Annotated in this window: 14 protein-coding genes; 7 read left to right on the forward strand and 7 right to left on the reverse strand. The window is 69.8% G+C overall.

Annotation, left to right across the window (positions count from 1 at the left end; all coding sequences use genetic code 11):
- Both ACIRDX_RS04215 and ACIRDX_RS04220 read left to right on the forward strand, forming a co-directional pair.
- Complete coding sequence (locus tag ACIRDX_RS04215) at positions 1-921, forward strand: ankyrin repeat domain-containing protein (protein ID WP_396624150.1); 921 nt, start codon at positions 1-3, stop codon at positions 919-921.
- Positions 922-950: 29 nt separating this feature from the next.
- Complete coding sequence (locus tag ACIRDX_RS04220) at positions 951-1,982, forward strand: potassium channel family protein (RefSeq protein WP_396624151.1); 1,032 nt, start codon at positions 951-953, stop codon at positions 1,980-1,982.
- Positions 1,983-1,992: 10 nt separating this feature from the next.
- Here ACIRDX_RS04220 and ACIRDX_RS04225 read toward each other — a convergent pair whose 3' ends face one another.
- A complete protein-coding gene (locus ACIRDX_RS04225) occupies positions 1,993-2,874 on the reverse strand; it encodes a c-type cytochrome (protein ID WP_396624152.1) in 882 nt (293 codons plus the stop codon).
- Positions 2,875-2,996: 122 nt separating this feature from the next.
- Between ACIRDX_RS04225 and ACIRDX_RS04230 the strand changes: the two genes are divergently transcribed.
- The gene (locus tag ACIRDX_RS04230) at positions 2,997-4,118 is read left to right on the forward strand and encodes a sugar phosphate isomerase/epimerase family protein (RefSeq protein WP_396624153.1); all 1,122 of its coding nucleotides are present in this window, start codon (positions 2,997-2,999) and stop codon (positions 4,116-4,118) included.
- A gap of 199 nt (positions 4,119-4,317) precedes the next feature.
- Positions 4,318-5,478, forward strand: coding sequence for a hypothetical protein (locus ACIRDX_RS04235; protein ID WP_396624154.1), 1,161 nt, complete (start codon positions 4,318-4,320; stop codon positions 5,476-5,478).
- Between the two features lie 64 nt (positions 5,479-5,542).
- On the opposite strand, the gene ACIRDX_RS04240 is transcribed toward ACIRDX_RS04235, so the two are convergent.
- On the reverse strand, positions 5,543-8,893 hold the full coding sequence (locus tag ACIRDX_RS04240; RefSeq protein ID WP_396624155.1) for an amidohydrolase family protein: 3,351 nt from the start codon (positions 8,891-8,893) through the stop codon (positions 5,543-5,545).
- Positions 8,894-9,026: 133 nt separating this feature from the next.
- On the opposite strand from ACIRDX_RS04240, the gene ACIRDX_RS04245 reads away from it, so the two are divergent.
- Complete coding sequence (locus ACIRDX_RS04245; RefSeq protein WP_396624156.1) at positions 9,027-10,280, forward strand: M14 family zinc carboxypeptidase; 1,254 nt, start codon at positions 9,027-9,029, stop codon at positions 10,278-10,280.
- A gap of 29 nt (positions 10,281-10,309) precedes the next feature.
- Here the strand turns inward: ACIRDX_RS04245 and ACIRDX_RS04250 are convergent, their stop codons facing one another.
- From ACIRDX_RS04250 to ACIRDX_RS04270, 5 genes are all read right to left on the reverse strand, one after another.
- Complete coding sequence (locus tag ACIRDX_RS04250; RefSeq protein WP_396624157.1) at positions 10,310-11,266, reverse strand: sugar phosphate isomerase/epimerase family protein; 957 nt, start codon at positions 11,264-11,266, stop codon at positions 10,310-10,312.
- The gene (locus tag ACIRDX_RS04255) at positions 11,263-12,420 is read right to left on the reverse strand and encodes a Gfo/Idh/MocA family protein (RefSeq protein WP_396624158.1); all 1,158 of its coding nucleotides are present in this window, start codon (positions 12,418-12,420) and stop codon (positions 11,263-11,265) included. Before ACIRDX_RS04255 ends, ACIRDX_RS04250 begins: the two co-directional genes overlap by 4 nt.
- Before the next feature lie 13 nt (positions 12,421-12,433).
- Positions 12,434-13,390, reverse strand: coding sequence for a sugar phosphate isomerase/epimerase family protein (locus ACIRDX_RS04260; protein ID WP_396624159.1), 957 nt, complete (start codon positions 13,388-13,390; stop codon positions 12,434-12,436).
- A gap of 137 nt (positions 13,391-13,527) precedes the next feature.
- Complete coding sequence (locus tag ACIRDX_RS04265) at positions 13,528-14,676, reverse strand: D-2-hydroxyacid dehydrogenase (protein ID WP_396624160.1); 1,149 nt, start codon at positions 14,674-14,676, stop codon at positions 13,528-13,530.
- 73 nt (positions 14,677-14,749) lie between these two features.
- Positions 14,750-15,865, reverse strand: coding sequence for an alkaline phosphatase (locus ACIRDX_RS04270; protein WP_396624161.1), 1,116 nt, complete (start codon positions 15,863-15,865; stop codon positions 14,750-14,752).
- Positions 15,866-15,979: 114 nt separating this feature from the next.
- On the opposite strand from ACIRDX_RS04270, the gene ACIRDX_RS04275 reads away from it, so the two are divergent.
- The gene (locus ACIRDX_RS04275) at positions 15,980-17,983 is read left to right on the forward strand and encodes an alkaline phosphatase (protein WP_396624162.1); all 2,004 of its coding nucleotides are present in this window, start codon (positions 15,980-15,982) and stop codon (positions 17,981-17,983) included.
- Entirely contained in the window at positions 17,980-18,489 is a 510-nt protein-coding gene (locus tag ACIRDX_RS04280; protein ID WP_396624163.1) for a GNAT family N-acetyltransferase, read from the forward strand. Before ACIRDX_RS04275 ends, ACIRDX_RS04280 begins: the two co-directional genes overlap by 4 nt.
- Positions 18,490-18,511: the final 22 nt, after the last annotated feature.

Genomic DNA, 18,511 nt, shown 5'->3' on the forward strand with positions numbered 1-18,511 from the left:
ATGCTGCTGACCGTCGCCTTCTGGATCGTGATCCTGGCCGACCTGGCCGGACTCGGGCTGGTGTTCCTGCTCGGGCTCGCGGCAGGCCCGCCGTCGCACACGGGTCCCCTCACGATTGCCCTGACGATCCTCGTGGTGCCGGGCCTGCTGATCCTGGGAGCGATTGCCCTCTTCCACCTCGCGCCGTCCCTCCCGGTGCGACTGCTGGCCTTCGCGTTCGCCGCGGCCCCCTTGCTGATCGTGGCGCTCGCGCCGGTGTATGCCGGCTACCGCATCAACCAGTTTCGCGATGCCTCGGGCGCAGCCACGCAGTTCCGGTCGGCGCCGATGCAGGCCATCGAGGGCGCGATCGCGCGCGGTGATGCCACCGCGATCCCCGCGCTGGCGCGAGAGGCTGATGTCGGTGAACGTTCCATCCAGGACATGACGGTGCTGGTGGTAGCGCTCCGTCACCTGCAGGCGCACCACGGGCCTCCCGACGTCGTCCAGGCGCTGCTGAAGGCGGGTGCCAACGCCAACGACGGAGGTGCCGCGTCGCCACTCGTCGAAGCCATTCGCGTCGGCCCCGAGGCGACCCGCGTGCTGCTCGACGCCGGCGCCGACCCGAACGCGACGGGCCCCTTCGGCTCACCCGCCTGGTTCAGTGCGACCGGGCACCAAACCGCTCCCGGCGTGCTGTCGCTGCTGCTCGATGGCGGCGCCAACGTCAACGCGAGATCGACTGACGGCCGGACCGCGCTGTTCGATGCGGTCAACGCGCAGCACTGGCCCGTCGTCGACCTGCTGCTCGATCGCGGCATCGACTGGCGGGCGTATCGCGACCTCCAGGGGCGCGACCTGCAGACACGGCTGGAGTCGGACGCCCGCCTGGACTTCACGGACAAGGCCGCCGTGGCCGCCGTCCTCGCGCGCCTGCGCTAGCAGAGGACGAGGCGGATACACTGGGGCCTGTGAACGCCGCCGCGTGGTCCCGGACGTCGGTGCAGGCCGCGATCCTGCTCCTCACGATCGTGCTGACCGGCACCGTCGGCTACATGCTGATCGAGGGGTGGTCAGCGTGGGATGCCCTGTACATGACGGTCATCTCGCTCACGACGGTCGGCTACAAGGAAGTCCACCCGATGTCCCGTGCGGGCGAAGCCTTCACGATGCTGGTGCTGGTCGGCGGCGTCGGCACCGTCCTCTACTCGTTCACGCTGATCGGGGCCAGCGTGATCGAAAGCACCCTGCACAGCCCCTGGCAACGCCGACGGATCTCCGCCATGCTCGAGCGACTGGAGCACCACTTCATCGTGTGCGGGTACGGACGCATCGGCGGCATCCTCGTCGATGAGTTCCGCCGCCAACGCGTCCCGTACGTCGTCGTCGAGCGCGACCCCGAGCGCCTGCGCGCGCTGACCGACGCCGGGCACCTCGTCGTCGAGGGCGACGCGAGCTCCGAGGACGTACTCGCCAAGGCCGGCGTGTCGCGGGCGCGGGGCCTCATCGCGGCCCTCTCCAGCGACGCCGAGAACGTCTACACGATCCTCACCGCGCGGCTGATGCAGCCGACGCTCTACATCATCGGCCGCACCGAGAGCGACGAGTCGGGTCGCAAGATCAAGCGCGCCGGCGCCGACCGCGTGATCTCCCCCTACCAGATCGGCGGCCAGCACATGGCCCAACTGGCGCTGCGTCCGGCCGTCGTGGACTTCGTGCAGCTCGCGACCAGCTCGGAGTTCCTCGAACTCTCCATGGAGCAGATCGAGATTCGCGCCAACGGCCCGCTCACCGGCCAGACCATCGTCGGCGCCAACCTGCGCCAGAAGTTCGGCGTGATCGTCGTCGGGATCAAGCGCGCCAGCGGGAAGATGGAGTTCAACCCGGCGCCAGAGGCCCGGATGGAGGCCGGCGACCATCTGGTCCTTCTGGGTCCGGCCGATCGGCTCGCGGAGTTGGCGTCCCACGCCGGGGTGGTTGCGGCGACGACTCGCGAGCAATGAACCCACAGGGTCAGGGCGTCGTCTTCCTTCGCGCCGCCATGTGACGCAGGTACGCCAGGAGATCGTCGACCTCGGAGTCCGGCAGGATCTCCTTGGAGAACCCGCTCATCTTCGAGTTCGGAAAATGCCGCACCGACTGCGGGTTGCGGATGAGCGTCCGGAACACCGCTTCCGGGAAGTACTCGGTGGGACTCATGGGCTCGTTGAGATCCGGCCCCACGTTGGCACCTCCCTGGCGGTTCAAGGTGTGGCAGGGCGAGCAGTCCTTCTGGAAGACCTCGAAGCCTCGGTGCTCCCGTGCGTCCTTGGCCAGCGCCGCGTCGGGCAACAGGCCGGGAAAACGCGCGGCGAACGGCAGCGTCACCTCGATCCGGCGAATCTTGAACGGCCACTCTTCCCGGCCGATGTCCGACTTCTGCGGGTCCTTCCACACCCAGTAGAAGGTTCCCGCGCTCGGGCGGGTGGGCCGCATCCTGGGCCACGGCTTGTCGCTGCGTTCGATCGCGAGAAAACCACGCGCCGCGTTCTCCGAGTTGGCAAGGACACGGGCTGCGGAGATTGTCGCGGAGAAGCCGTCGGTGGCAGTGAAGGTCAGCGCTGCCTCGCCGGGAATGTCGAGCCCCTGGAACAACGCCTGGGCGCTGATCCCTTCGCATTCCAGCGTGCGCCCCTCATAGGCGGACTCATCCTGAATGGTGAGTGGCTGGAGATCCGCGCGCTCGAGCAGTTGTCCGCGGGTGAGGTGCCGCTCCGTGGCGCCGACGACTATCGTCAGTAAGGGCTCCGGCTCGGCGACCGTCGCGACCGGGGGAGCCGAGGGCGCAAGGCCCTTGTCGCAACCCACAAGAAGGGCTGTGGCGCAGAGCGTTAGTAAGCAGAGACGGCCTTGCATGGCCCAATCATCTACCGAAACTCGAGCCGCGTCGAGTCAACCCGAACGCGCGGCACGACCGCCAGGATCCTGCCGCCGCTAGGGTAGGATGCCCGCGGCACCTGTTCGTGCCGGGAGGAATCTTGGACACGCGCCACCCATCCACCACCGATCGCCGCGACTTCCTGCTGAAGGCTGGCCTCGGCGTCGCCGCCGCAGGGACGCTCCTGCCGCACTCACTGTCCGCGCAGGCGTCTGTGGCGCGCCAGCTGACCGAATCGGAGAAGCGGTCGCGCATCGCCATGACCTGCTGGCCGCTGCGGCACCTGTTCAAGACGTACGGCCGCGGCGCGCCCAACGAAGAGACGGTGGCCTTGCGCAAGAAGTACGGCGAGATCACGCTGCTCGATCTGCCGAGGTGGACGAAGGACTTCTTCCCCGGCGTCCATCACCTCGACCTCTGGTCTGACGTGTTCGGCGATCCCGCCGACTCCACGCAGTACACCGAGACGACCGTGCAGCGGGACAACAAGCCGTTCCCGATGCGTCGCTGGGAGCCGGGCGCTCCGGCGGCCAGGAAGTGGCTGGAGAAACTGGCGTCCGTGATCGCGAACGAGGGGTTCGTGACCCAGCACCTCTCCAACGATGTGCCCCGGTTCCTCGCCGATCCCGACGACGCGAAGCGCACGGAAGGCATCCGCGCCGCCAAGATGTGGATGGACGTGGCCGCGATCCTCGGCGCCAAGACCATGCGCGCCAACACGGGGACGGCGATCGGGCGGATCATGCCCGGGGCCGAGGACCACAGCACCGGCCTTCCGAAGAACGACAAGATCGTGGTCTACCTGAAGAAGTGCATCGAGTCGTTCCGGGAACTGGCCGAGTATGGCGAAAAGGTGGGCGTGAAGATCACGATCGAGAACCACTGGGGCCTGTGCGCCAACCCCATGCACATCCGCATCATCATGGACGAGGTGAACCACCCCTACTGCGAGTGCACGCCGGACTTCAGCAACTGGGAGTACGAGTACCACCTCTTCCACGGCCTCGAGGCAGTGATGCCCTACACGCACACGCACGTGCACGCGAAGTACTGGGACCGGTGGAAGACGCCCGAGAGGGACTGGAACGACGTCGGACGCAGCGTGCGCATCCTGAACGCGCACCGCTACACGGGCACGATCGGTCTCGAGTGGGAGAGCGGGCCCATGGACGGCATCGAAGGCAACCAGTGGCTGATGAAGGAAGTGCTCGCGGCGCTCTAGTCACGAGAGGGATCGGCTCGCGGAACTCGCGGGGCACGCAGGCGTGGTCTCGATCACCACTCGCCAGGGGCGCCGGCGATGCGGCATTGGCACGGCGACGACTTCGCACTATCGTTGGCGGGTGCGCTGCCGCCTCGGTTCCGTCGCGATCCTGCTCGTCTCACTCGTTGGTTGCACGTCACGTGCGCCGGAACCCGCGGTGTCGGCTGATGCCACGCACCTCTACCTCTGGACGGCCTCGGACGACAAGACGCAGCCCGACTTCCTGGCGGTGCTCGACGTCACCGAGCGCGGCGACCGCTACGGGCGCCTGGTGACGACGCTGCCGGTGCCGGGACGCGAGAACGTGCCGCACCACACCGAGCACGAGATGCCCGCCGACCGGCAGTTGTTCGCCAACGGCTTCGGCACCGGCCAGACCTTCATCTTCGACCTCGCCGACGCGACCCGCCCGCGCATCACGCACCAGTTCGGCGACCTCGAGGGCTACTCGCACCCGCACTCGTTCCTGCGCCTGCCGAATGGCAACGTGCTGGCCACCTTCCAGATGCGCCACGACGCTACCGGGATGACACCGGGTGGCCTGGTGGAACTCACGCCTGCCGGGGTGCCCGTGCGATCGAGCGCCGCGGGCGGGCCGGGGATCGACCCGGAACTGCGCGTCTACAGCGGGGCCATCGTCACGTCCCTCGACCGCGTCGTCACGACGACGACGGACATGGACAAGGACTACAAGGCGTCGCGGAACCTCCAGGTGTGGCGGCTGTCGGATCTGAAGCTGCTCTCCACGTTCGCGCTCCCTGACGGGCCCGCGGGTGACGAGGGCCTGCTCACCGCGGAGCCGCGACTGCTCGGCGACGGCAAGACCGTGCTCGTCTCGACCTTCAACTGCGGGCTCTACCTGATGGAGAACCTGGGCGGCGATGCGCCGTCGGCGCGCATGGTGGCCTCGTTCCCGAAGAAGAAAGGCACCAACTGCGCAATCCCGGTGATCGCGGGCAAGTACTACCTGGTGACGGTGCCCGCCTGGAGCGCGGTGGTGAGCCTCGACATCAGCGACCCGTCGAAGCCACGAGAAGTGAGTCGCGTCTCGCTCGGCGCGAACGACGTGCCGCACTGGATCTCGATCTCGCCCGACCAGCGGCGTGTCGTCGTGACCGGCTACGAGGGCATGCAGCATCGCGTCGTCATCGCCCGCTTCGATCCAGCGACCGGCGCGCTGGCCTGGGACGAGCGCTTCCGCGAGGAGGGGGCCGCGGCCCCGGGCTTCCGGATGGACGACAAGACGTGGCCGCACGGCGGCACCGCCAAGGGCATTCCCCACGGCGCCGTGTTCAGCCGTCCGCTGGCCAGCAACTGACGTTCCGCGTGCCCGTGCGCGCAGGCGATCGCCGGCGCGCACGAGGGATGTCAGTACGCCGACGTCACTGCGGCTCGGTGCCCCACCAGAACGGCTTCGGCAGCGGACGCGCCTCGGGCCATACGAGGTCGAGCGTGGTGGCGTCGAACAGCTCGCCGTTCTTCATCACGTAGCGCAGCGATTTCGTCTGGCGCAGGTCCACCAACGGGTTGCCGTCGAGCACGAGGAGATCGGCGAGCTTGCCGGACTCGAGTGAGCCGAGGTCCTGCTGCAGGCCGATGGCTTCGGCTCCGTTCAGCGTGACCACGCGCAACGTCTCGTGCGGCGTCAGCCCGCCAGACCCGAGGCTCCACGTCTCCCAGTGCGCGCCGAGGCCCTGCAACTGCCCGTGGCTGCCGAGCGCAGCCTTGCCGCCGGCATGGACGATGTCGGCCACCTGCTTGCCGAAGCGCGTGTGCCCGTACTCCTCGGGGAGGAACCACTGCGGCCGACGCCGGATCATGCCGTCGAGGAGTTCCCATGGCACCCAGCGCCGCAGCTTCGTGTCGTTGATCAGGTCTTCCTTCTCGAACCAGTAGTTCTCGGTCCACGGGGCGCCGTAGGCCACCAGGATCGTCGGCGTGTAGTACGTCTTCGTCCGCGCCACGAACTCGATCACGTCCTTGTGGAGCGGCTGGATCGGGAACGAGTGCTCCTGCCCGGAGTAGCCATCGGCCATCTGCGTGAGGTTCAGCTTCATGTCGAGCGACCCCTCGATGGTGGCCGTGATGCCGTACTTCGCGCAGGCCTCGATGATCCACTGCCGGACGAGCCGGTCTCCCGCAACGTACTGCTTGATGGTGTTGGTGCCGTAGGCCTCCTTGTAGCGCTTGATGAAGGCGAAGGCGGCCTCGCGGCTGTCGATGCCGGAGGTGGAGAACACGCCGGGGCCCGTGGCATAGACACGTGGGCCCGGCATGACGCCGGCGTCGATGAGATCGGCATACGCGAAGACGTCCGGCGTGCTGGTCTGCGGGTCGCGCGTGGTGGTCACGCCATACGCGAGGTTGGCGAGGTGCTGCCACACCTGCGTCTGGTGCAATCCGCGTGGCGCCCACATGTGCGAGTGCGCGTCGACAAGGCCCGGCATCACGGTCTTGCCAGTCACGTCGATGACGCGCGTCCCCGCCGGCGGGCGCAGGCTGCCGCGCCGACCGACGCCGGCAATTCGGTTGTCGGTCACCAGTACGTCGCCGCGCTCGAACACCTCATCGCCCTTCATCGTGACGATGCGCGCACCAGTAAGGAGGACCGAGCCACGCGGCCGGCGGCGCGGCACCTCGACGCGCACATCCGTCGCCGTGGGCGACGTGGCATCGAGGGCCTGCTGGTGGAACCGTGCACCGAGCGCCCAGGTGACGGCCTTGCCGTCGGCGGTCCACGCCAGGTAGTCGCCACCCTCGGCCGAGAGGCTCTTGACGGGCACGGGCGTGCCGTCGCCCCGGCCGCCGATCCTGATCGTCAGGGTCTCGCGTCCCGCGCGCGGCACGGTGACAAGGTGCAGGCGGTTCTGGACGCTGACGACGGCGCGGCCTCCGTCGGGCGACAGGCGGATCTCGGTGGCGCCGGGCGGGTTGTTGCCGGGGCCCACGCCCTGCACGCGCAGGTGCGTGCGGCGGTCGAAGCCGTCCATCGTGATCGACTGCAGGCCGCGCGGCGTCGTGAGGTAGACCCGCGATCCGTCGTTGCGGACGAACTGCGGCGACCGCCCGTTCTGCGCCGAAGCCACCAGCGTCGACGCGCCGCCCGCGGCGGGCATGCGGCGCAGCTCGAGGGTATTCGGCGCATCGACGCCGCCGATCTCGCCGGGTGCCCCGTCATCGTCGTCGGGCGGCGGCGTGTCGAGCAGGATCGAGTAGACGTGATCGTTCGCGGTGCCGGCGATGAAGACCAGTTGCGTGCCGTCGGGCGTGTACGCCGGGTCGAGGTAGTACCCCTCGTGCGGCGTGAGCGTGACGGGCGCGCCCCCGGTCGCGGCCACCCGCTTGAGGTGCCCGCCGGTCGTCGTCCATGTCACGTAGGTGATCGTTGACCCGTCTGGCGACCACACGGGCATGAACTCGCCCTCTGGCGCCGTACCGGCAGGCGCGGACGTGATCAGGCGTGGCGTCCCGGACGGCATGTCCATCACGTACAGCCGGTTGAGGGCGCTGAAGGCCAGGCGTCGGCCGTCTGGTGAGAGGGAAGGCCAGCGCACCAGCCGTGCCTTCACGGTCTCGCCATCGTCCACGCGCACCGGCGTGTAGACGCGCGGGGCGATCTCGGCCTGCACCCGTGCCGTGAACGGCACCGGCGTGCGCGCGCCGGTCTCGACGTCGATGCGCGCCAGCTTGCCGTCGATCGGGACGAGCAGCGACGTGCCGTCGGGCATGAACGCGTAGCGCGGCATCGTGTCGCGTGAGGCGCGCGACTCCTGGTCGTCGCGCGTGACCGGATGCGCGAGCCACTTCTCCGCGCCGGTGCGCAGGTCGCGAATGCGCAGCGCGGTGGCCGCCTTGTGACGCGTGGCGTAGACCAGGCGCGTGCCATCGGGTGACAGCACCGGGCGCATCGCACTGCCCTGCGCATTGGTCACCTGCACGGTGTCGCCGGTCTCGCGATCGAGTCGGTGGATCTGCCACAGCGGGAAGCGCGCGTTGTAGGTGAAGCTGCCCGTGCGCTGGGCGTAGTAGACGAAGCGGCCGTCGGGCGACACCACGGCGCCCATGCGGTTCGGGGCCGGCGCGGGCGGTGGCCCGGGAGCGGCCTCGGGTGAGGGCTGGGGCGGAGGCGGCGCCCCCACGCGCACGCCGGAGCCACCGTCGCGGTGGTACATGAACAACCAGAACGTGCCCGGGTCGGGCGCACGCGCCTTCGACACGACCACGTACTCGCCGTCGGGCGTCCACGCCGGCGACGCCATGATCTGCGGCCGATCGTTGGTCCGCCCGTCCTTGCTCACCGCGCGCGGGTTGGTGCCGTCGGCGTTGGCCAGCCACAGGTTCTCGACGCCTGTGCGGTCGCTGAGGAAGGCGATCGTCTTGCCGTCTGGCGAGAACGTCGGCTGCGACTCGAACGACAGGCCGCCGACGATGCGCGTGGCCTGGCCGCCTGAGGACGGCATCGTGTAGAGATCCCCGAGCAGGTCGAACACGATCGTGCGCCCGTCGGGCGACACGTCGACCGACATCCACGTGACCTGGTCGGTCTCGAACTCGATCGTCTCGGCGGTCTTGAGGACGAGGCCCTCGGGCTTCTTCCCGTCCCGGCCATCGTCGGAAGCGGCCGGCGGCGAGGCTGGATCCTGCGACTCGAGGTACCCGCCGACTGGTGCGGCGGCGACCACCGCCAGCACGACCCCGACGATTGACCAGTGCGTGAAGGAACGACGAAGCAATGGGTCCTCCATGAACGACGTGGAGACGGGCTAGCTGATGAGTCCGGAGAGTCTAGCTCATGAACTACCCATCGTGAGGAGCGATCGCGCCGAGACCGTTGCGGACGACGCCCGTGCCGGCACACGATGCGCCGTGCCCATCCGCTGCACCACCGACGCCAGGCTGGCCCTCCTCCTCCTCTTCGCGCTGCTGGCGAGTGCCGTCGCCCGCGCGCAGGCGCCGCCGCCGACAGCCGTGCCGCCGCCCGACCTCGCGTTCATCGACACCGGCATCGAGAACGCGTCGCCGCTCTGGTACGAGCGTGGCGACGATGGCGCGTACCGCGTGCACCTGCTGTACGACCACGAGCGCGACTCGCCGAACCGTGCCGCCGGGCACATCCACTTCCGGATGGTCGGGCGGCCAGGCGCGCCCATCACGCTGGAGTTCGTCAACCTCGACAACGTGTGGAATGGCCAGCCCGGATCGGTCGCGGGCGAGCTGAAGACGGTGGCGCTGTCGGCAGACGGCACGACGTGGACGACGGTCCCCACCGACACACTGCCCGGCAACCGCATCCGCGTCACGGTGACGATGCCGGCCGGGGGCGTGCTGCACCTCGCGCGCATGCAGCCGTACCGCCTGTCGGACCTCGACCGGCTCGTCGCGAAGGCCCGTGCGAGCGCGCACGCCGAGGTGACGACGATCGGCGCGACGGTGCAGGGGCGGCCGCTCGAGATCATCCGCATCGGCCGCGGCGACGAACCCCGGCGCGTCTTCCTGCGCGCGCGAGCGCATCCCTGGGAGTCGGGGAGCAGCTGGGTGATGCAGGGACTGGTCGAGCGCCTGCTGGGCGACGACGCCGAAGCGGCGCGCTGGCGCGGGCAGTTCACCGTGTACGTGCTGCCGATGGCCAACAAGGACGGCGTCGCACGCGGCGGCACGCGCTTCAACGTCAACGGCAAGGACCTGAACCGCAACTGGGATCGGCCCGTCGATCAGGCACTGGTGCCGGAGAACGCGGCACTGGAGCGTTGGCTCGAGGGGATGATCGCGGGCGGGCGGAAGCCGGATCTCGCCATCGAGTTGCACAACGACGGGCGCGGCCTGCTGCACCTCTCACGCCCGCCGGTGCCGGGCCTGGACGAACACCTCGCGCGCATGGCGCGCCTCGAGGCAATCCTCCGCGAACGCACATGGTTCACGGAGGGGCATACGGAAGGCGCGTTCCGCAACAGCGGCACGCTTGGCGACGGTTGGCTCGAGCGCTACGGCATCGACGCGCTCGTGCACGAGCTCAACGCGAACCGGGTCGAGGGCCGCAAAGCGTTCACGTCGGCAGCGCTGTGGCAGGAGTACGGCGCCGCGCTGCCGGCCGTGTTCGAGGTGTACTTCAGGGACAGGTAGGGCCGGCTGTCCCAGCCCGGCCCGCTGCCTTACGCCTTCGACAGTTGCTCGCGCGCCGCTTCGAGCGCCTGGCGCACCTCGCGGATGCTGTCGAGCTCACGGCCCGACGCGCCGTGTTCGATCCCGCAGTAGCCGTGGTAGCCAGCGTCGAGCACGATCTTCATCATGCGCGGGTAGTCGAGCGGGCTCTGGTTGCCCTTGAAGTCCCACACGGTCGGCTTCACGCTGACGCCCTTGGCCAGCGGCATCATCTCCTGCACGCCGACGTAGGAGTCGTAGCTCTCCGTCTTCGCGTCGGGATTGGCCTGCGTCGGGCGCGAGATCGAGAAGTTGCCGAAGTCGGGCAGCGTGCCGGCGCGCTTGTGATCGGCGAGCTTGATCGTCTGCATGAGCCACTTGGCGTTGCTGCTCATGCCGCCGTGGTTCTCGATGATCACGTTGAGGCCGTGCGTGTCGGCAAACACGCACAGCTTGTGCAGGCCCTCGGCCACCAGCTTCTGTTGCTCCTCGGGCGTACCGCTGCTGTAGGCGTTGACGCGGATCGAGTGGCACCCGAGGGTCTTCGCGGCGGTCACCCACTTGAAGTGGTTCTCGACGGCCGTCTGGCGCTTGGCCGCGTCCGGATCGCCAAGCCGCCCCTCGTTGTCGCACATGATCAGGACCTGCGTGACGCCCTCGCCCTTGGCGCGGGTGTTCATCTCCGCGAGGTAGGCTGCATCGGTCGCCTTGTCCATGAAGAACTGGTTGACGTACTCGATGGCGTCGACGCCGCACGACTTGGCGATCTTGGCGAAGTCGAGGTGCTCCATCGTGCCCTTGCGGAGCGGCTGGTTGATGGACCACTCCGCGAGGGAGATCTTGTAGAGCGGGGCCTTGCCCTTCGCCTGCGCGGCGACGCGGACCGGCGCTGCCAGGGCGCCGAGCGCGGCGGCCGCGGGAACGGTCAGGGCGGTCGAGAGGAAGTGGCGACGGGTGGTCGAGTTCACGAGAGATCTCCGGCGATCGTCTTCCACTCCACGACCTTGCCCGTGGTGATGGCCTGGTGGCCCATGATGGCCGTGAGCGCACCCGTCGCGCCGACGCTGATGTCGGCCGGGTTCTTCGCGGTACCGCGGATGCAGTCGTAGAACGCCTGCATGTGGGCGCTCGGGTGCTCGTCCACCTTCTCGGCGAGCATCGACGGCGAGGCCTTGCCGTCGAGCGGGTACACGCTGGTGTCGCCCATCAGGTCGCAGGCGCCCTTCTGGCCGTACACGTGCACGAACTGGCCGCCGCCGGGCAGGCCCTTCGGGTGGAACACCATCTGCGTGAAGTACAGCTTCACGCCGCCCGGGTAGTCGTAGCTGAGCGTGTAGCCGTCCATGATCGAGCGCCCCGGCGGGTCGTCCTTGTACAGCAGGATGCCGCCGAAGCCGGCCGCCTTGATCGGCGTGGCGCCGACGGCCCAGTTGCACAGGTCGAGGTTGTGCACCGACATCTCGATCAGGTAGCCGCCCGACTTCTCGACGTCGAAGAACCAGTCGGCCGACGAGCCCGTGTGACTCAGGTCGGACTCGGAGTGGCGCTGCGCCTTCACCATCAGCACGTCGCCGATGGCACCGCTGCGGATCTTCCCGACGGCGGCCTGCAGGCGCTTGTACGAGCGCAGCTGCTGGCCGGTCACGAACACCTTCCCTGAGGCCTTCACGGCCTTGGCCACGGCCTGCACCGACGCCGGCGTGATCGCCACCGGCTTCTCGCAATAGACGTGCTTGCCCGACTGCAGCGCCGCGACAGCCATCTCGGCGTGCAGGTGCGGCGGCGTGGCGATGACCACCGCCTCGATGTCCTTCCGGTCGATCACCCGCCGCCAGTCGGAGACGGTCGTGGGGTTGTCGCGCGCGGCAAGCGTGGCGGCGGCCGAGAGCCGGTCGGCCTTGGTGTCGCACAGCGCCACCACCTTGCCGAGTTCCAGCACCGAGCGGAGATCCTGCGTGCCGCGTCCACCGGTGCCGATCACGCCGGTGGGAATCGCACCGGCCACGGGCGCCGCCGGGACGACGATCTGGGGTTGCGCGCCGGCGCGTGTGGCGAGCGCGGCCGTGGTGGCGATCGAGGCGCCGGCCTCGAGGAAGTGTCGTCTGGAGATGTCGTGGGTCACGGGTTCAGGCCTTTCACGCGGGACGGGCCGCCTGCGCCTGCAGGCCGCCGATGACACTCTGCATGTACTCCCTGGCGCGCCGCGCGAGCGCATCGACGCCCTCGGGCGTCGATGGGCGCGGGACCAGGGGCTCGAAGATGTTCTCGAACACGAGCGGCATGGTCAGCCCCGTGCGCATCACGGGCTGGAACAGGCGGTAGTGATCGATCTCGCCGAAGCCGGGACCGCAGTCCTCGTCCTTCGGCCAGTCGCGATGATCCTTGATCGCGAAGGCACGCACGTCGCCGACGCACGTGGCGATGTCGGTGATCGGGTCGTGGCTCTCGTAGTCGAGCACGTTCCCGGCGTCGTAGCACATGCGGACACCTGCGTCGCCGACCTCGCGGATGATGCGCGCGCACATCTGGCCGGTGGCGGTGTTGCCGCCGTGCTGCTTGATCAGCACGGTGACGCCAGCCTTGCGCGCGTCGGGGCCGATGGCCTTCAGGCACGCCACCACGCGCTCGTACTCACCCGGCCGCGTGCGGCCGAACGTGAGCAGGTACGGGATGCCCGCCGCAGCCGCCTGCGCGATGCGACGACGGTGGTCGTCGGTGGCGTTGGGCTCCTCGAGGAAGACGGTGGAGAACATCATCACCGGCGCGAGGCCGAGGTCGCGGCAGCGGCGCGCGAGCGCGGCGGCCTCGGCGGGCGGTGCGGCCACATCCATCGCCGGACGCTGCTGCCCTCCCGCGTCCTTGTGCGTGACGCCCCAGGCGACGTGGTCGTAACCGGCCGCCTTGATCCCCGTGAGCGCGCGCTCGAGGGGAAAGGCCGAGTACGGGAGCGTCATGCAGGCGTACTGGAACCGCGTGGGCGCGCCCGCAGGCGCGGTGGCCGCCGCAGGCTGCTCACGCGCGAGCGCCGGCGGCGCGAGCCGCGACGCAAGACCAGACGCGGCCAGCGCGCCGAGGAACAGCCGTCTGTGCATGAACTGCACGATATCCGACACGCTGGCAATTTGAAATTTGAAATTCGAAATTCATGCGCGCCGGCTTCGCCTGGCGCGGCGAAGGCCGAAGGCCAAGCCGCCGAGAATTTCAAATTCCAGATTTTGAATTGCCAGCGTCAGTACCCTCGCGCGGGATCCACCACCGACAGCATCCGGCCACCCGACACGTACCGCTTGAGGTTCTCGCGGACCAGAAGCCAGCGAATCTCCTCGTCGAGTTCGGAGTCGGCCGACACATGCGGCGTGATGATCACGTTGGGCATGGCCCACAACGGATGGCCCGCCGGCAGCGGTTCCGGTTCGGTCACGTCGAGGCCGGCGCCGCCCAGCCGGCCCTCCCGCAGGGCCTTGACCAGCGCGTCGGTGTCCACGGTGCCGCCGCGCCCGACGTTGACGAAGAACGCGCCCTTCTTCACCGCGGCGAAGAACGGGGCGCCGAGAATCCCCTTCGTCTCGGGGGTGAGCGGCAGGGTGTCGACGATGATGTCCGCCTCGCGGGCCAAGGCCGGCAGGTCGGCCGAGCTCCCCATGCGGCTGACAATCGGGGGCAGCGGGCCGGTGCTGTTCCGGACGGCCAGCACCGTCATGCCGAACGCATGCGCCCGCCTGGCCACCTCGCTGCCCACGCCGCCGTAGCCGATCACGAGCATCGTGCGGCCGGTGAGGGCGAACGCCGGCAGGTCGCCCCCGGGCAGCGACGGCAGTCCGGGCGTCGCTGGCACGCCCCCGCGCGCCCACCGGCCTTCGCGCTGCGCGAGGACGTACCCTGGCAGCCCGCGCGCGTGCGCCAGCACCAGCGCCATCACGTGCTCGGCCATCACCGGACCGAGGATGCGCTGCATGTTCGTGAGGAGGATGCCGCGTTCACGGAAGATCGTGCTCGACAGGCACCGCTCGACGCCGGCGTTGTAGGTCTGCGCCCAGCGGATGCGCGGCCCAGCCGTGAGGACGCGCTCCTCGCAGAAGCCCAGGACGGCATCGGCATCCCGCGCGGCCTCGGCGGCCTCGGACACCGAGGCGGCGCCGACAAGTTCTACACCGGGTGCGGCGAGCTGCAGCCAGGCGCGCCGCTCCGGCGTGAGGTCGCGCACGACGATGCGGCGCGGCTTGGCCCAGCCGGTCAATTCGCTGACGGGCTGCGGCGCTTCCCGCAGGCCGAGGTCGGCAATGAGCCGGGCCGCGCGCCCCTCGTCCTGCTGGGCACCTGCGGGGGTGGCAACCAGCGCGCAGAGTGCCGCGAGACCGATGACGAAACGACGGAACATGGGCGACTGTGGCACTGACGGTCCTCTCGATGGAATCCGGGAAACCGCCAGTCTACTCCCCACGGCCCGTGTGTCAGTCGGCTTTCCAGCCGAAGGCCTGCATCATCACCGTGAAGATGTCGGTGTTGCGCATGTAGCCCTTGACGCGCTCGGCTCCGGGACCGGTCGCGGCCACCATGACCGGCTCGCCGGTGTGGCTGTCGTCCATGCGCAAGGTCGGGATGCTCACGCTGCTGCGCTTCTCTTCGGCAGCTTTCGCCTGATCCTCGTCGACGCCCTCGAGCAGCGTCGCCCCGAGGCGGCCGCTGCGCAGGGCCAGGTCGAAGGAGTGATCCGCGGTGAAGACGAGCAGCGTGTCGCGCCCCATCACCTTCGAGAGCGCCGCCACGGTCGCGTCGAGCGCCACCATGCTCTCGAGCCCGGCCCGCACCCGGTCGGTGTGGACGTCGCCCTCGACCATCAGGAAGTAGCCCTTCTTGTTGCGCGACAGGATCCGGTGCGCGGCGAGCGTCGCGTCCTTGATGTCGAACGTCGACGACTCGAGCAGCACCACGGCGCGCCGCGCGTCGGCCGGGACGTCGGCCAGCGACGCAAGGATCGGCCGCTTCGCACTCGCCGACACCGCCTCGAGGCTGCTACCGGTGGCGGCGAGCGCCTTGGCAATCGAGGCCCGGCCCGGCCCGATCATCACGTCCACGCCGTCGCCGAACCGCGGCGCGAAGGCCTGCATGAAGATGGCGGCCGTCTGCCCGCGGTCGTTGACGTGGGCGTAGAGCGACGCGGGCGTGGCGCCCGTCAGCGCGTCGTTGCTCACGAGCCCGGTCGCCAGCCCGTGCTCCTCGGCGTACTCGAGGATCGTCTTCAGGGCGGTGCCGTCGCTCTTGCCACGCACGGCGTCGGCCCCCTGCGAGATGACCCCGTTGTGGGTCTTCTGGCCGGTGACGATGGCGGTCATCCCGGCCGCGGAGTCGGAGACGATCTGCGAGGCCGTGGACGTGTCCGACAGCGCGACGTGCGGCAGCGACTGCACGAACAGGCCACGCGACGTGCCCGTCGCATGCAGGCTGGCTGCGGTGATCGTGCCGAGCCCTCCGGCATCGGCGAGGACGAGGACGACGTTGCGCGCGCGCCCTTGTGCGGAGACCAGCACGGGCACGACGAGCATGAGGAGGATGAGCGCCTTCTTCATGGCGCCGAGTATAGGTGTGCCAGGCGGGGACCGAGGTGTCGACGACGCAACACCGGCGTCACGTCGTCGTCGCACGCGCGTGCGAGGGCCGCGTGGGCGGCTATGATGCGGCGCATGCGTCGCCTTGCCCTGTTGCTCCTGTTCGCGGCCCTGCTGCCGAGAAGCGCCGCCGAGGCGGCCACGACCATCCGCATCATGCCGCCCGACGGCAGCACGCTGGCAGCGGGGCAGCTCGTCGACATCCGCGTCGAGGCCACCGGCACGGACGGCGTCGCCCCGGCGGGACTGCGCGTGTGGGTGGACGGCACCGAATGGACCGCCCGCAACGCCCCCGACGCCCAGCAGGGCGCCGCGGCGGGTACCGCCAACTTCCTGGTCCGTCGGTTCAGCCGTGCCACCGCAGGCACGCTCGTGATTCGCGCCACGACGGCCGATGGCGCCACCGCCGAGTCGCGGCTGCAGGTGGGCGCGTGGGCCGGCCCGGTGCGCGCGGGACGTCCGCGCGCCCGCAACGTCATCCTGTTCCTCGGCGACGGCATGGGCGCCGCGCACCGCACCGCCGCCCGCCTGGTGTCGCGCGGCTGGCGCAGCGGCAGGGCCGGCGGCCGCCTCGCGATGGACACGCTCGACGTGACGGGGATGGTGATGACCGGGTCGCTCAACGACGTGATCACCGACTCGTCCCCGGGCATGTCGAGCTACGTCACCGGCCAGAAGTCGGCCAACAACCAGCAGGGCGTGTTCCCGGACAACACGGCGGACCAGTTCGACAACCCGCGCATCGAGTACCTGGGCGAGATCCTGCGGCGCACGCGCGGGCCCGGCTTCAACGTCGGCATCGTGACGACCGCCGACGTCACCGACTCGACGCCGGCGGCCAACGCCGTGCACACCTCGAGCCGCTTCGCCGGCGCAGGCATCGCGGCGCGTTTCCTCGACGAGCGGACGACCAACGGCGTCTCCGTGCTGCTCGGCGGCGGCGCCACGCACTTCGCCCCGAAGGCGGCCGGCGGCTCGCGCCCCGACTCGCGCAACCTCGTCGACGAGTTCGCGGCGGCCGGCTACCGCACGTTGCGCACCGGCGCGGACGTGAAGGCCGTGCTCGATCCCGCGACGCCGGCGCCGAAGGCCCTGCTCGGCCTCTTCCACCAGTCGCATCTCGTGGTGGCGTTCGACAAGGTCGGCGCTGGCCGCTACAGCGACGAGCTCGCGCTCGAGAAGAACGCCGCCTACCGCGATACGCCCATGCTGGAAGACATGACGAAGGCCGCCCTGAAGTCCCTCACGGCCCACTCGCCCGCCGGCTTCTACCTGATGGTCGAGGGCGCCTCCATCGACAAGCGCGCGCACGCCGCCGATCAGGAGCGCTCGATCTGGGACACCATCGAGTTCGATCGCGCCGTGGCCGTGGCGCTCGAGTTCGCGGCGAAGACCAACAGCGACGCCAACCCCGACAACGACACGCTCGTGATCGTGACGGCCGATCACGAGTGCGGCGGCATGGCGATCATCGGCGTGGGCAACGAGCGCTACGCCCCCGCGACGCTCGGCAAGGCGGTGCGCGACTACGCGGCCGTCTTCCGCTTCCTGCCCGAGCAGGTCCTCGACTTCAGCCCGAACTACGTGCTGGACGCGCGCGGCTTCCCCGTCGATCCGAATCCGTCGCGCAAGCTGCTGCTCGGCTGGGCGGCGGCGCCGGACCATCACGAGAACTGGACCTCCGACCGCGTGCAGACCGAGGCCGCGGTGCTCGAGAAGAAGGACGACGGCCGGTTGGTGGCGGTGGCCAATCCCGCACGCGCGAAGCCAGGAGAGGTCGCGGGCTTCCTGGTCTCGGGCACCATCGAGAACGGCGAGACGGCCTGCCCGGACCCCAAGGGGTGTCCTGCCGACACGGCCTCCAATGGCCACACCTTCGCCGGGCACACCGCCACCGACGTGCCGCTCTCGGCGACGGGCCCGGGCGCCTGGCAGTTCACGGGCGTCTACGAGAACACCGACGTGCTGCTCAAGATCCTGCGGGCCGCGGCGGGGACATACCCCGGGACACCGGGTGCCGGGTACCGGGTGCCGGGTACGGGGACGGGCACCGGGAAGCGGGCGGCAGGAGCGCGATGACGCCGGTCGTCCGCGCCACGACCGCCGAAGACGCCGAGGCATTGCAGGCCCTGGTCGGCGCCGTGGCGCTGGAGCGCCGGTATCTCGGGGCCACGCAGCCGTTCACGCTCGAGCAGACACACGGCTACCTCGCGCACGTGCAGGCGAGCGGCGGCGTCGCGCTCGTGGCCGACGTCGATGCGCGCCTGGTGGGGTGGGTCGACGTCCTGTCGGGCCCGTTCGAAGGCCTGACGCACTACGGACGGCTCGGCATGGGCGTGGCAGCAGACGCGCGGGGCCAGGGCATCGGTCGCGCACTGCTACTGGAGGCGCTGCGGCAAGGGTTCGAGCGCTTCACGCGGATCGAACTGGAGGTGTTCGCCTCCAACACGCGGGCCCACGCGCTCTACCGGCGGGCCGGGTTCGTCGAGGAAGGCCGGCGCCGCGCCGCCCGCATCCTCGACGGCGTGACCGACGACATCCTGATGCTCGGCCTGTTGCGCGAAGAGTGGAAGCCCTCACGGTGATGGGGCCGCGTGTCCCACGCGG

Origin of the sequence: Luteitalea sp. (assembly GCF_044337415.1) — a bacterium.
Classification (GTDB): Bacteria; Acidobacteriota; Vicinamibacteria; order Vicinamibacterales; family Vicinamibacteraceae; genus Luteitalea.

Bases quoted from the DNA above. Each gene is read 5' to 3' on its own strand.
- ACIRDX_RS04215 (WP_396624150.1), top strand. From the start codon at position 1: ATGCTGCTGACCGTCGCCTTCTGGATCGTGATCCTGGCCGACCTGGCC.
- ACIRDX_RS04225 (WP_396624152.1), bottom strand. From the start codon at position 2,874: ATGCAAGGCCGTCTCTGCTTACTAACGCTCTGCGCCACAGCCCTTCTT.
- ACIRDX_RS04260 (WP_396624159.1), bottom strand. From the start codon at position 13,390: ATGCACAGACGGCTGTTCCTCGGCGCGCTGGCCGCGTCTGGTCTTGCG.
- ACIRDX_RS04265 (WP_396624160.1), bottom strand. From the start codon at position 14,676: ATGTTCCGTCGTTTCGTCATCGGTCTCGCGGCACTCTGCGCGCTGGTT.
- ACIRDX_RS04270 (WP_396624161.1), bottom strand. From the start codon at position 15,865: ATGAAGAAGGCGCTCATCCTCCTCATGCTCGTCGTGCCCGTGCTGGTC.
- ACIRDX_RS04275 (WP_396624162.1), top strand. From the start codon at position 15,980: ATGCGTCGCCTTGCCCTGTTGCTCCTGTTCGCGGCCCTGCTGCCGAGA.
- ACIRDX_RS04280 (WP_396624163.1), top strand. From the start codon at position 17,980: ATGACGCCGGTCGTCCGCGCCACGACCGCCGAAGACGCCGAGGCATTG.